The organism is Nitrospirota bacterium, assembly GCA_037386965.1.
Taxonomy (GTDB): domain Bacteria; phylum Nitrospirota; class Thermodesulfovibrionia; order Thermodesulfovibrionales; family JdFR-86; genus JARRLN01.
Map to the genome: position 1 here is coordinate 1 of JARRLN010000017.1, position 13,376 is coordinate 13,376.

A 13,376-nucleotide genomic window follows, 5' to 3' on the forward strand; every position below is an offset into this window, starting at 1 on the left:
CCCCGATATCCATGTCCGAGGGAAATGGATATCGGGGTACACTTCTACAAAAACCATATCGCCTCTGGATAGACGAACGGGAGGATTGAATATGCCATCCTTGCCGCCTTTTTTGTCGTCGACCCACGTCACTTCCAAGAAATATTTTTCTTGAGGGAGATGAGCTTCCTTGATTGAAATTATGTCTCCGGCTACGTCCGTGGCCTGCCCGAATGGTTTCTTTTCCACGAACCGGAGATTAATCAGCCTCAACTCCATCTTGCGCCTTGCTTTCAGAAGCAGGTTGACCCTGTCCCTGTGCCATTCTCCGCCCAGACACCGGACCCTAATCGGCTCCCCGAAATGCGATAAGGTCCTCTGTTCGTGGAAATCATAATTTTCATACGCTTCTTTTATCTCGAAAGGGTGGGACGAAAGGAATCGTCTCCAACAATAAATTATTGCCGCTACACCTGTCGCCGCCGAGGCAAGAATAACGGCAAGGAAACTTCCGTGCTCTGTTATGTACCTCAGAATGTCATGGAACATCAGTACAATAGTGTAAAATAGAATGGTGCGGAGTTTAAATACGTCCGGAAGGCGTTTCCGCTGACTTCGAACCGCCACCCGGCAGGCCTTTCTCTTGCTTTTCCGCCCTTTACTGTGGTAAAAACTATCTTTGCACCGGAAACGTCCAAGGAGGAGAGACATTGCCCTCGACAAAGCCGAAGAAATCGCCGTCCGTCCAGAAGAGGGGCCGGCAGGCGGAGAAGCGGAACCTCAGGAACAGAAGCGTGAAGTCCAGAATCAAGACCCTTACCAAGCGCGTCCTGGAGGCTGCCGAGAAGAAGGACAAGGAGCTGGTGGAGGCCTCCCTGCGGGAAGCCATCAAGGAGATAGACTCCGCGGCCAGCAAGGGTGTGCTTCATCGGAATACGGCTTCCCGGAAGGTCTCCCGCCTCACCAGGCGCGCGAGCGCCCTTACGTCCGAAGCAGCCTGAAGAGCAGATACTCCATCGGATAAGCGCCCGAGCTTTTCATGAGGAGGTCCGCTTCGCTCAGCAGGGCGAAGATGGCGCTTTTCCGCGCCTCCGCTGCCTTTACGCGGCTGAAGTGCCAGTTCAGGGCCCCCAGCAGGCTGTAAGGCTCCTGGGTCCGGCTCAGGGCCCGGCATATCCGGAAGGCCCCGGCCTCGTCGCGCCTCTCGATGGCGCCAATGAGGTCGAAGACGTCATAGTCTCCCGCCCCCTTGACCAGCTCGGCGATGTCCTCCCGGGAGAGGGTTTTCTTCCCGGCCAGGGTGAGCTTTTCTATCTCCGAGGAGAGAAGCCCCGCGTCGGGGCCCACCGTGCCTATCAGGTAATCCACCGCGTCCCCGGTCAGGGCTATCCCCCTCTCCCCGGCCCTCTGCCGCACCCAGGAGGGAAGGTCCCTCTCCCGTATGTCCAGGGCTATCTGCTTGAGCCCCTTCAAGCCCTCCCTGGCGGCTCGCTTCAGGGAACCGGCGTACAAGAGTATCAGGACGGCCTCGGGCGAGGGGCGCTCCAGGTAGCGCCCGAGGGTCTTGGTCTCCGGGACGGTGAGCTTCTGGGCGTTTTCCACCGCCACCACCTTCCTGCCGCCCATGAGGGAGACGGTCAGGAGGGTGTCCACGATGTGCTCCACGGGCGGGGCGTCCTCCGGGGCGTCCCTGTCATAGACGTGAAAGAGAAAGTCCACCTGCTCCCCGGGCAGCGATTTCTTTGCGGCATAGAGGGCCTCCTTGAGGAGGAAGGGGTCCTCCGCGTAAAGGAGATAGGCCGGACTGGCGAGGCCCTTTGCCAGTTCCTGATGGAAGCGGGCCATGCTCACGGCGTGCGGACGATGTCCCAGACGATTTCCCGGGCCATGTCCCTCAGGGAGCGGCGGACGGCCTCGTCCCTGTTTGCCAGGACGCTCTCGAGCGGGCCCCTCCCGGCGAAGGTCACCAGGAAGGCCCCGCTTCCCCTGATGGGGCGCTCCTCTCCCCCGGGGCCCCGGAGGGTGAAGTTTCCGGTTATCTGCACCTGGAACTGCACGTTGACCCCCTCCCGTTCGGCCAGGCCCCGAAGGACGTACCGGTCGATGGAACCCGTGAGGGCGTGGCCGGCGCCCCGCTCCACGCGGATTCCCTTCCGGGAGAGCTCCAGGGCCAGCTCTTCGTAAAGGATGTCCTCAAGCCGGGGCTCCGGGGTGTTGTTCTCTATCCGCCCGATTGCGAGGGAGGAGAACCCCGGCGTCTGGCGGACGGAATAGCCGCAGCCCGCAAGCACGGCCGCCGCGACACATCCCGCCAGAAAAAGGGCCCGGGCGCGCCGCCGCCGCTTCATCCCTCAGAGCACCACATTGACGAGCCTGCCCCGGACGACGATGAGCCTCTTGACCGGCTTTCCGTCGATGATGCTCCGTATCCTGGCATCCTCCAGGGCGATTTTCTTGAGCCGCTCCTCGGAGAGCTCCGCCGGAACGGTGACCTTGGAGCGCACTCTTCCGTTGACCTGGATGACCAGCTCCACCTCCTCCGCCCGGGCCAGGCCCTCGTCCCACCCGGGCCACGCCGCGGCCGAGAGCCCGGGGGTGTTGCCCAGGGCTTCCCAGAGCTCCTCGGCGATATGGGGCGAGAAGGGCCACAGGAGCCGGAGAAGCGTTTCCAGGGCGAACCGGAGGGTGCCCCAGTCCTCCTCGGAGGCCGGCTGGAAGGAGCCCGCCTCGTTGGCCAGCTCCATGAGGGCGGCGATGGCCGTGTTCAGGTGGTAGTCCCGTTCGATGTCCTCGGTGACGCGCCGGATGCTCTGATGGGCCTTCCTCAGAAGGGGCCCCGTGGCCGCCCTGGCGCTTTCGGCCTTCCGGAGGCCGTCGAGGTTTCCGCCCACCATGTTCCAGACCCGGTTGAGGAACCTGAAAGCGCCCTCCACCCCCTTGTCCGACCACTCCAGGTCCTTCTCCGGAGGAGCGGCAAACAGGGAGAAGAGGCGGGCCGTGTCGGCCCCGTACTGGGCGATGAGATGGTCCGGGTCCACCACGTTGCGCCGGGACTTGGACATCTTCTCCGTCCTGCCCACCTGGGCGACCTCCTCGCACATGAGGCACTTGCCCGCTCCCACCTCTGCGGGGAAGAGCCAGCCGTGCACGGGGCATTTCATGGTCTCCTTGCAGACCATCCCCTGGGTGAGGAGGCGGAGGAAGGGCTCGCTCATGGTGGTCAGCCCCAGGTCGCGCACCACGCGGGTGAAGAAGCGGGAGTAAAGAAGGTGCAGCACGGCGTGCTCCACCCCACCCACGTACTGGTCCACGGGCATCCAGTAGGCAACCTCCTCGGCCACCTCCGTGGAGGTCATGTCCACCTCGCCCCCGGGGTGGCAATAACGAATGAAGTACCACGAGGAGTCCACGAAGGTGTCCATGGTATCGGTCTCCCGGCGGGCCTTCTCCCCGCAGCGGGGACAGGCCACGTCGGTGAAGGAGGGGGTATCCAGGGGGGAGGCGCCCGTTCCGGTGGGAGAGACGTCCTCGGGCAGGAGCACCGGAAGGTCCTGCTCCGGCACCGGGACCGTGCCGCACTCTGGACAGTAGATAATGGGGATGGGCGTGCCCCAGTACCGCTGCCGGGAGATGCCCCAGTCGCGGAGGCGGTAGGTGACGACCCTCGCTCCCAGGCCCCTCCGCTCCAGGTCTTCGGCTATGGCCCAGCGGGCCTCCTCGCTCTTCATCCTGCTGTACCGGCCCGAGTCCACCAGGACGCCGTAGTCCTCGAAGGCCTCTTCCAGAGGCCCGGTGCTCTTTTCGCCGTCCTCCGGGACCACGACCTCCTTGACGGGGATGCCGTACTCCCGGGCGAACTCGAAATCCCTCTGGTCGTGGGCCGGCACCGACATGACGGCCCCCGTGCCGTACTCCATGAGGACGAAGTTGGCCACGTATACGGGCACTTTCTCGCCGTTTACGGGGTTTACGGCGTAGTGGCCGGTAAAAAGCCCCACTTTCTTCGTCGGGTCCCCGTAGTGCTCCTTCACCCTCTGGAGGGCCTCCTTGTCCCGGAGGAGCTTTTCGGCCATCTCGTGCCCCGGGGCAAGACACATGAACGTCACGCCGAAGAGGGTGTCCGCACGGGTGGTGAATATGCGGAGCTTCTCCTTCCGGCCCTCCAGGGCGAAGTCCGCCTCCAGGCCGTCGCTTTTTCCAATCCAGTTGCGCTGCATGGCCACGACGCTCTCGGGCCAGCCCTTGAGCGTGTCGCACGCCTCCAGAAGCTCCTCGGCGTAGGCCGAGGTGCGCAGGAACCACTGCTCCAGCTCCTTCTGCAGCACCTCATGCTCGCAGCGCCAGCACCTGCCCTCGATGACCTGCTCGTTGGCAAGCACGGTGCCGCAGGAAGGGCACCAGTTGACGAAGGAGCTCTTCCGGTAGGCCAGGCCGCTTTCGAACATCTTGACGAAAAACCACTGGTTCCACCTGTAGTACTCGGGACTGCAGGTGGCGACCTCTCTCCGCCAGTCGTAGCTCAGGCCCAGGCGGGTGAGCTGCTTTTTCATGGAGGCGATGTTCTCGTAGGTCCAGGCGGCCGGCCGGACGCCTTCCTTGATGGCGGCGTTTTCGGCGGGAAGGCCGAAGGCGTCCCAACCCATGGGGTGCAGCACGTTGTAGCCCTGCATCGTCTTGTACCGGGCGATGACGTCCCCGATGGCGTAGTTGCGCACATGGCCCATGTGGATCTTCCCCGAAGGGTAGGGGAACATCTCCAGGCAGTAGAACTTCTCCCTGCCCTTTTCCTGGCGGGTCCTGTAAGCGTCCTCGCGGGCCCAGCGCTCCTGCCACTTGAGCTCGACCCGCTCGGGCACGTACCTTTCCTCCACCGGCACGCCTCCTCGGGGAAATGACATTTATTATATCCCCCGCCCTCCGCCCGGGACAAGGCGAGGCCCCCGCCGTCCCGGGGCGGCCGGGGCGGCGGCCCAGGACTTTAAGATAGCATAAAACAAGGAACCCCGGTTCCCTGGAAGGGCCGCCTTTTCCCTAGGTATGCAAGTGCAGGAGGAAGGCGGCCATGGAGAAATAGACGAGCAGGCTGATGGGGTCCGCCATCGAGGTTATGAGGGGGCCGGAGGCCGCCGCCGGGTCCAGGCCCAGCCGTGTGAGCACAAAGGGCATGACCGCCGCCAGGACGTTTATGAAAAGAACGTTGCAGAGCATGGACAGGGCCACCACCAGGGCCACCTGTGGCCCGCCGTAGATGAGGCCGACGAACCAGGCGACGGCCGCCATCATCATGCCGAGGAACACTCCCACCCGGAGCTCCTTGGCCACGGTGATAAGCCACTGGCCGAGCTTGATGTCCCCGGTGGCCTGGGCCCTGATGACGATGGTGGCCGACTGGGCGCCCACGTTTCCGCCCGCCGCACTCAGAAGCGGCATGAAGAAGGCCAGGGCGATGGCCGCGGCCAGTATCTCCTCGTGGGCCGCGATGATGCCGGAGGCCACGAGGTTGATGACGATGAGAAAAAGGAGCCAGCCGATGCGCTTTCGGACGAGGAGCCACACCCCGCTTTCCCTGTAGCTTCCCCTCAGGGGCTCCACCGCAGCCGTCCGGTGGAAGTCTTCCGTCGCCTCCTGCTCGGCAACGTCCAGGACGTCGTCGACGGTGACGATGCCCAGGAGCACGCCCTGGGAGTCCACCACCGGCAGGGCCACCAGGTCGTACCGGGCGATGACCTGCACGGCCGCTTCCCGGTCGGCATCGGCTGGCAGGGCGGTGAAGGAGTAGTCCATGAGGGACTCCACGGTGCCGGTCGGCGCCGCCAGGATGAGCTTCTTCAGCTCCAGGGCGTCCAGGAGCTTCCAGGAGCGGTCGGTCACATAGATGATGTTTATGGTCTCGCTCTCGATGCCCTTCTTTCTGATGTGCGTCAGGGCCTGTTCGATGGTCCAGTCGGGCCTGACCGCCACGTAATCCGGGGTCATCAGGCGGCCCACGCTCTCCTCGGGGTAGCCCAGCAGCTGCATGGCCTCGCGGAAGTCGTTGTGGCTGAGCAGGTTCAGGAGGCGCTGTATCGCCAGCCCGGGGACCTCCTCGAGGAAGTGGGTCCGGTCGTCCGGGCTCAGGGTGGCCAGGAGGCGCCGGGCCTCGCTGTCGGTGAGCGACTCCAGCAGGACGTCCTTGGCCGGCGCGTCCATGTGGGAGAAGACCTCCGTGGCCAGCTCCCGGGGCAGAAAGCGGAACAGGAGGAGGCGTTCGGACCTCTCCATGTCCAGCAGCAGGTCCGAGAGGTCCGGCGGCGGCATTTCGGTAAGGGTGGCCCGGAGGTCGGCGTACCGCCGCCCCGTTATGAGCTCGCGGATCCTGGATTTCTTCAGCTCGAGGTCCTCGGCCATGCCGCCCTCCCGCGGGTTTCGGTCATTGTAGCATAAGGGCAAAGGGTTGCGAACGGAATGGAATTTCCACGTCCGCCATGTCTTCGGCCCGGCGGCACGGAGCCGGCGAGCGGCGGTTTCGTGCCGCCTCTCCGAGGGCCGCAGGCAGTGCCGGTCAAGGCCCTTATTCTTTTTTCAGGTGATGCCTTGCAAAACCTTGTCCCACAAGGGTTTTCGGCGTTCTCCGCCCTCGTTGCGGGGCCTCAAAGTTTTACTTCTCGCCCCCGTTCTGTTATAATGCAAAATGCTTGTCACCGAGGCCTTGCTCATCTATTACCAGTACCCTTAGCGCCGCTTCTCCGCCCGCACACTAATTTCAACAATTGATTAATAATCGGGGGGGTTTTTTTCACGATGCCGTGCATGTGGTAACGAGGGCATTTTGTTCTTTACGGAGATGGAATTGAAGGAAACCATGAGAGACACCGGGACACAGGATACAGGGCTTCTCGAGGCTCCCTCCGGGGTGCGGTCCGGGGAGGTCTATCGTCTTTTGGGAGATGCGCACGGAAGCAGGCCCTCGCGGCGTACGCAGGCCCTGGTAGAGCGGCTCGCGGGGCGCGCTCGCGAGGTCATGGAGCCCCGGGTTCTCTTCGCCGAGAGGCAGGTCAGCGAGGCCGCACGGGGCGCGGTCCGCCTGGAGGACGGGGTGCGCCTGGCAAGCCCAAAGCTGGCCGCTTCCCTTTCGGGCTGCCGGCGGGCGGTGGTCTTTCTGGCCACGGTGGGGCCGGGCATGGACGCCCTCGTCGAGGAGGCCCTTGAGGCGGGAAGGATTGCCGACGCCAGTGTCCTGGATGCTATCGGCTCGGCCGCGGCGGAGGGCGTTGTGGAGAGGTTTCAGCGCTTTCGGGACGAAGAGGCGGCGGAAAGAGGGCAGGGCGTGACACTCCGGTTCAGCCCCGGGTACTGCGACTGGCGGGTAGAGGAACAGAGAAAGCTCTTCGATATCGTTGATGGCTCGCTGGTGGGTGTGACGCTGAGCGAGACGGCCCTCATGAACCCCCGGAAGTCGGTTACGGGCATCTTCGGCCTGGGGGACCGGGAGGAAACCACCAGAGGCGCGGCAAACCCGTGCGTGCTGTGCAATCTTCGCACGTGCCGGATGCGGCGCGCCTGAACACGAGGGGGAGGCTATGAAAACCATAAGCGGAATAACACGGGAGACGAAAAGGGGTTCCGCCGCCAAGGGCCTTCCGGGCGGCGTGTATCGCCCCCTTTCGGACGAGGACGTCCGGCAGATTCACGATGCCAGCATGCGCGTTTTCGAAGAGGTGGGCATCAGGGTGAACAACGGGGAGGCCCTGGAGCTCTTCGCCGCGGCCGGCGCCCGCGTGGACAGGGAAGAGGCCCTTGTGAAAATCGCCGCCCACAGGGTCATGGACCTCGTGGGCAGGGCGCCCAGGAACATAGACCTGTACGGGCAGCGGCCCGAGCACACCCTGGAGGTGGGCGGCACGCGTGTCTATGCGGGCACGGGGGGGACGGCCCTGTATGTCCTCGAACCCGGCGGCAACGAGAAGAGAAGGGCGACCCTTTCGGACCTCAGGGACATCGCCCGGCTTGTGGACACCCTGGAGAACATCCATTTCTTCATGCTCCCGGTCTACCCCGGCGACGTGCCCGAGGAGCACGTGGACGTCAACCGTTTCGGCGCCGCCCTGGCCTACCAGGGCAAGCACGTCACCGGGGGCGTCTATACGGTGAAGGGGGTCCGCGAGGTCATCCGCATGGCCGAAATACTGGCCGGCTCCGCCCGCCGGTTGAGGGAGAGGCCCCTGGTCTCCATGGTCACCTGCTGCGGCATCAGCCCCTTTGTCCTGGACGACCGTTACAGCGAGCTCACCCTGGAGGTGGCCCGCGCGGGCATCCCGGTCATCACCCCCGTGGAGCCTCTGTGCGGGGCCACCGCGCCCATCACCCTGGCGGGCAACCTGGTCGTTCAGAACGTCGACACCCTGGCCGGCATCATGCTCACCCAGCTTGCCAACCCCGGCACGCCGGCCATGTACGGGTGCATATCGAGCATCAGCGACATGAAGGACCTCAAGTACCTGAGCGGGGCGGTGGAGATGGGCCTCATGAACGCCGCGGCCTCCCAGCTTGCCCAGTACTACGACCTGCCCATCTATGCCACGGCCGGGATGTCCGACAGCAAGACGCTGGACGCCCAGGCCGGCTTCGAGTCCGCCGTCACCAACCTCATGGTGGCCCTTGCCGGGGGCAATTACATCCACGACGCGGCCGGGCTGCTTGAGTTCTGCATGACGGCGAGCCTGGAGAAATACGTCATCGACGACGAGATCCTGGGCATGGCGATGCGCGCGGTCAAGGGCATCGAGGTCACCCCCGAGACCCTGGCCTTCGACGTCATGAAGAAGATAGGCCCCGGCGGGCATTACGTCTCGGTGCGGCACACCAGGAAGCACATGCGCCATGAGCAGTTCCTCCCCGGGCTCTGCGACCGGAGCCCCCGGAAGGAGTGGCTCGACAGAGGCGCCCCGGACACGCGGGCAAAGGCTCTCCAGAGGGTGCGGGAGGTCCTGTCCGGGCCGGCAACCCCCGTGCCGCCGGTTTCTCTCATGGAGCGCGTGCGCGAGGAGATACCGGGACTCGTGCGGGGAGTTATCTAAGGCATGCGTATTATCGGCGAGAACATAAACGGAACCATCCCGCGCATCAGGGACCTGATACTGGAGCACGACGGCAAGGCCCTGGTGGACCTGGCGGTGCGCCAGGTGGAGGCGGGGGCCGACGTCGTGGACATCAACGTGGGCACGGGCGAGGGGACGGCCGAGGACGAGATACAGGACATCCAGTGGCTCGTGGGCCTGGTAAAGGAGGCCACGGGGGCCGGGCTCTGCATAGACAGCGCGGATGTCCGCGTCCTCAGGGCGGGCCTGGAGGCCGGCGGGGAGAGCGCGGCCCTGGTCAATTCCGTCAAGGCCACGGAGGAGAACATGGCGGAGGTCATGCCCCTGGTGGGCGAAGCCGGCTTGCCGGTCGTGGCCCTGGCCATGGACGCATCCGGCATACCCAGGGACGCGGCCTCGCGGCTCCGGGCGTGCGAGAAGCTCCTCCGGGGGGCCGAGGAGCACGGCGTGCCCGCCGGCAATATCTATTTCGACCCCCTGGTGATGCCGGTGAGCACCGACATAACCGGGGGGAAGACCACCCTGGAGACCCTTGCGGGGATAAAGAGAGAGTTTCCCGGGGCCCGGACGGTGCTGGCCCTGAGCAACGTCTCCTTCGGGCTTCCCCGGCGGGGGCTCGTCAACCAGGCCATGCTGCACATGGCCCAGTACCTGGAGGTGGACGCCCTCATCGTCAACCCCTTGCAGGGGGACCTCATGCTTTCCGTGCAGGCGGGAGAGGCCCTGCTCGGCCGGGACCGCCACTGCAGGCGGTACGCCCGGGCGGCGCGGCGCGCGGCGGAGAGGAGGGAGAAAGTCCATGGGTGAGGGATTCAGGCAGGGAGTGGTCGTGCGGAGCCCCTTTGAGAGGCTGTCCGGGGAGGAGCGCGAACGGCTGGACAGGGCCTCCCGGAGCATTCTCGATGAGGTGGGCCTTCAGTGCTTCAACGACGAGGCGGCGGACGTTTTCGCGCGAAACGGCTGTGCGGTCACACGGGAGGACGAGCGCTCCTTCAGGGTGAAGATACCCGGCGCCGTCCTGGGCGAGGCGGTCAAGCGGGCGCCCTCGCGGGTGAAGCTCGGCGCCCGGGACCCCAGAAACGCCCTTGTGCTGGACGCCCGGCTGCCCCGCGTGTACTTCGGGAGCGGCTCGGAGACCAACATCTGGCTGGACGCCCACATGGAGACTTTCCGGAGCGAGGAAGACCCGTCCCGGAGGAGGCGGCTTGCGGTCTTTACCGAGCGGCGGGGGACGGTCGCTCGCCTGGCCCGGGCGGCCCGCCTGGCCGAGCAGCTCGAGCACCTGGACTTCTTCATCCGGCCGGTGAACGTTCAGGACGAGGACATCACGGAGCAAAACCACGACGTCAACAAGTTCTACGCCTCCCTGGCGAACACCACGAAGCACGTGATGGCGGGCCTCACCAGCCTCTCTCAGCTGGACAACGTCCTCAGGATGGCCGAGCTCATAGCCGGGGGCAAGGAGGCCCTCAAGGACAACCCCGTCGTCTCCTTCATCACCTGCACGGTGAAAAGCCCCCTTCAGATGGTGGACGACGCCACGCAGAAACTCATCGAGTTCGCGCGCCGGGAGGTGCCTTTCGTGGTGTCGAGCTCTCCGCAGGGGGGCTCGACGGCCCCCGTGCAGGAGGCGGGCATGGTGGCCCAGATAAACGCCGAGATTCTCTCGGGCATCGCCCTTTCGCAGATGGTCAACCCGGGCGCGCCCGTCGTCTACGGCAGCGTCCCCGTCCGCTCCCGGATGGACAACCTCCATGACATGTACGGCGCGCCGGAGTTCAACCGGTATAACGTCGACTGCGTTCAGATGGCCCGCCACTACGGCGTGCCGTGCTACTCCACCGCCGGGGTGGGAGACTCCTCGGTGCCCGGGATGCAGGCCACCCTGGAGAAAATCTTCACCTACCTCCCGGTGGCCATGAGCGGCGCGCAGTACATCCACTATGCCTTCGGGCTTCTGGAGAGGACGAACGTCTTCTGCCCGGTGCAGGCGGTCCTGGACAACCAGCACATCGGGATGGTCAAGATGTTCCTGGAGAGCCCCCGGGTCTCGGAGGAAGACATAGGGGCCTCCCTGGAGCAGATACGGAAGGTCATGGCCTCGAGGCAGAAACTCTACGTGCGGTTTGTCAGGCGGGGCCTCCGGGACGGGAGCGTGTACGCGCATTATCCCTTCGAGGGGGCGGACGGCACCGACGGGGTCATAGAGAAGGCCCTGGCCCGGCTGGAGGAGCTCTGGAGCCGCCCCGTGAGGGCATTGCCCGGGGAGGTCAAGGACGCCGTTTTCGAGGGTGTGCCGGGCATCCTCGGGAGGCTCCGGGAGGATGCGCGCGAGGAAATGATCAAGGAGGGAAACCGATGAGCGAAGCAGAACTCATAGAGAAAATACGGACCAACGTCATCCAGGGAAGGGTGACCGCCGAGGACGAGGGCTTCGACGAGGGCTTCGAAGGCGAGCCCGCCACGGTGGAGCTTGTGGAGGAGGCCATCGACAGGGAGGCGGACCTGAAGGCCCTCATCATAGACGGCCTGACCGGCGGCATGAACGCCGTGGGCGGGTATTTCGAGAGCGGCCGGTACCTGATACCCGACATGCTGGCCTCGGCCGAGGCGGTGGGGGAGGCCATGGACATCCTGGCCCCGCACCTGGAAGGGGCGGGGGTGCAGAGCAAGGGCCGCTTTCTCATCGCCACGGTGAAGGGGGACCTGCACGACATCGGCAAGAACATCGTCTCCATCATGCTCAAGGGCGCGGGCTACGAAATAGTGGACCTGGGGACCGACGTCCCCACGGAGAAGATCGTCCAGGCCGTCCGGGAGCACGGCCCCCGCTTCCTGGGGCTCTCCGCGCTTCTGACCACGACCATGCGGGAGATGGAAAACGTCATCCGGTCCCTGGAGAGCGCGGGCATGAGGGACACCGTGAAGGTGCTCGTCGGCGGCGCGCCCACCTCCCCGGAGTTCGCCCAGAAGATAGGGGCCGATGTGCACTGCGCCGACGCCTTCCAGGCCGTGGACTACACGGGGGAGCAGGCGGCGTGAGCCACCACAGGGGGAGCATCGAGAAGAAGCAGGCCCCATACTCCGAGGCGGCGGGCACCGGCCAGTACGCGAAGCGGACCGGCCTGGCCGGCAAGTACGACAACGTCCGGCGCTTCTGGGAGGACGAGGTCACGCGCCTTTTCCTGAGGTCGTACCTCAAGGACATCGTGGACGCCAAGGCCCGGAGGCTCGAGCGGCTCCGGGTGCTGGACCTCGGATGCGGCGTCGGCGACGGGTATGACCTGCTCACCGGCGTGACCGCCAAGGAACCCGGCCTGTACGAATACGCCGTGGAGCTGATGGACAAGAAGATGCTGGGCCTGTACAAAGGGATAGACATCAACCTCGACCTCATCGCCGAGGCCTCGGAGTATTACGGCGGGGACGAGCGCATCGCCTTCGAAGCCGGGGACTTCTCCGCGGGGCTTCGCCTGGGGAGGGACGCTCCCTACGACGTGTACTTCACCTCCTACGGGACCGTCTCCCATTTCACGACGGAGCAGACGGTGCGGCTTCTGGCCGACATAGCGCGTCACGCGGCCCCGGGGGCCCTGGTGGTTCTGGACTGGCTGGGACGCTACTCCTACGAATGGCAGGACCTCTGGACGGAGGCCGGCGGGGACGATTACTTCATGGATTACAGGATATCCTACATCTATCCGCCGGAGGAACGGAGCCAGGTGGAGATACAGTCCTTTCCCCTGAGGCTGCTCTCTCGGGCCGACGCCCTGGCGGTGGTGGAGGAGGCCGGCCGCCTCTCCGGCGTGACTCTGGAGGTGGAGCGGTTCTTCGACCGGTCCATCTTCGTGGGGCGGCACATGGATACGGCCGAGTACAACAGGCACTGCCCGGCCGTCAGGCAGGCGGTGAATTCCCTCCTGGAGCCCAACACGCGCACGGACCTCACGGCCCTCCTGATGGACTACCATCCCCGGAACGGGTTTCCCGCCCTGAACGCGTATTTCGAGAAGTTCTTCCTGGCCTGGAACGCCCTGGTGGTGCACGTCATCGAGTTTCTCTCGGCCTTCGGCGGCGAAGGGGGCAAGGGCGCGGCGGCCTCTCCGGACCTGTACAAGTTTTATCCCGAGCCTCTCCGGCGGGCCGTTTCGACCATGGAGCGGGTCGTGGAGACGACCGGGGACCTCCCGGGGGACGCCCGGGCGAACATCATCGAGCCCCAGCTTGCTTACGCCCTGAGGCGGCTGGAGATGGAGCTTCAGTCGGGGGAGGGCACGGGGCACGGCTTCGCCGGCGTGATAACGGTAAGGAAATAAGGAG

At 65.1% G+C, this 13,376-nt stretch carries 12 protein-coding genes; 7 read left to right on the top strand and 5 right to left on the bottom strand.

Annotated elements, in window-relative coordinates:
* Positions 1–528 (bottom strand): hypothetical protein (locus P8Y39_03790; protein ID MEJ2191457.1); only part of this gene is annotated, 528 nt, incomplete at its 3' end.
* Positions 529–689: 161 nt separating this feature from the next.
* On the opposite strand from P8Y39_03790, the gene rpsT reads away from it, so the two are divergent.
* Positions 690–980 carry a 30S ribosomal protein S20 gene (rpsT, locus tag P8Y39_03795; protein ID MEJ2191458.1) on the top strand — a complete coding sequence of 97 codons (291 nt, stop codon included), beginning with the start codon at positions 690–692 and terminating at the stop codon, positions 978–980.
* Here rpsT and holA read toward each other — a convergent pair.
* From holA to mgtE, 4 genes are all read right to left on the bottom strand, one after another.
* The gene (gene holA, locus P8Y39_03800; protein MEJ2191459.1) at positions 961–1,824 is read right to left on the bottom strand and encodes a DNA polymerase III subunit delta; all 864 of its coding nucleotides are present in this window, start codon (positions 1,822–1,824) and stop codon (positions 961–963) included. The two genes, rpsT and holA, sit on opposite strands and share 20 nt — an antisense overlap.
* Before the next feature lie 2 nt (positions 1,825–1,826).
* Positions 1,827–2,327: an LPS assembly lipoprotein LptE gene (lptE, locus tag P8Y39_03805; protein ID MEJ2191460.1), complete on the bottom strand. Its 501-nt coding sequence runs from the start codon at positions 2,325–2,327 to the stop codon at positions 1,827–1,829.
* A gap of 3 nt (positions 2,328–2,330) precedes the next feature.
* Complete coding sequence (gene leuS, locus P8Y39_03810) at positions 2,331–4,850, bottom strand: leucine--tRNA ligase (protein MEJ2191461.1); 2,520 nt, start codon at positions 4,848–4,850, stop codon at positions 2,331–2,333.
* Positions 4,851–5,010: 160 nt separating this feature from the next.
* Positions 5,011–6,366 (bottom strand): magnesium transporter, encoded by a 1,356-nt coding sequence (gene mgtE / locus P8Y39_03815; protein MEJ2191462.1) that lies wholly within the window; start codon positions 6,364–6,366, stop codon positions 5,011–5,013.
* A 454-nt stretch (positions 6,367–6,820) separates the two neighbouring features.
* On the opposite strand from mgtE, the gene P8Y39_03820 reads away from it, so the two are divergent.
* From P8Y39_03820 to P8Y39_03845, 6 genes are read left to right on the top strand one after another with little or no spacing between them, the layout of a single operon-like run.
* On the top strand, positions 6,821–7,522 hold the full coding sequence (locus P8Y39_03820; protein ID MEJ2191463.1) for a vitamin B12 dependent-methionine synthase activation domain-containing protein: 702 nt from the start codon (positions 6,821–6,823) through the stop codon (positions 7,520–7,522).
* A gap of 16 nt (positions 7,523–7,538) precedes the next feature.
* Positions 7,539–9,035 (top strand): trimethylamine methyltransferase family protein, encoded by a 1,497-nt coding sequence (locus P8Y39_03825; GenBank protein ID MEJ2191464.1) that lies wholly within the window; start codon positions 7,539–7,541, stop codon positions 9,033–9,035.
* A gap of 3 nt (positions 9,036–9,038) precedes the next feature.
* A complete protein-coding gene (locus tag P8Y39_03830; protein ID MEJ2191465.1) occupies positions 9,039–9,863 on the top strand; it encodes a dihydropteroate synthase in 825 nt (274 codons plus the stop codon).
* A complete protein-coding gene (locus P8Y39_03835) occupies positions 9,856–11,418 on the top strand; it encodes a trimethylamine methyltransferase family protein (GenBank protein MEJ2191466.1) in 1,563 nt (520 codons plus the stop codon). Before P8Y39_03830 ends, P8Y39_03835 begins: the two co-directional genes overlap by 8 nt.
* Positions 11,415–12,098 (top strand): corrinoid protein, encoded by a 684-nt coding sequence (locus P8Y39_03840; GenBank protein ID MEJ2191467.1) that lies wholly within the window; start codon positions 11,415–11,417, stop codon positions 12,096–12,098. Before P8Y39_03835 ends, P8Y39_03840 begins: the two co-directional genes overlap by 4 nt.
* Positions 12,095–13,372, top strand: coding sequence for a class I SAM-dependent methyltransferase (locus tag P8Y39_03845; GenBank protein MEJ2191468.1), 1,278 nt, complete (start codon positions 12,095–12,097; stop codon positions 13,370–13,372). The genes P8Y39_03840 and P8Y39_03845 overlap by 4 nt, the downstream gene beginning before the upstream one ends.
* The last annotated feature ends 4 nt before the right edge of the window (positions 13,373–13,376 follow it).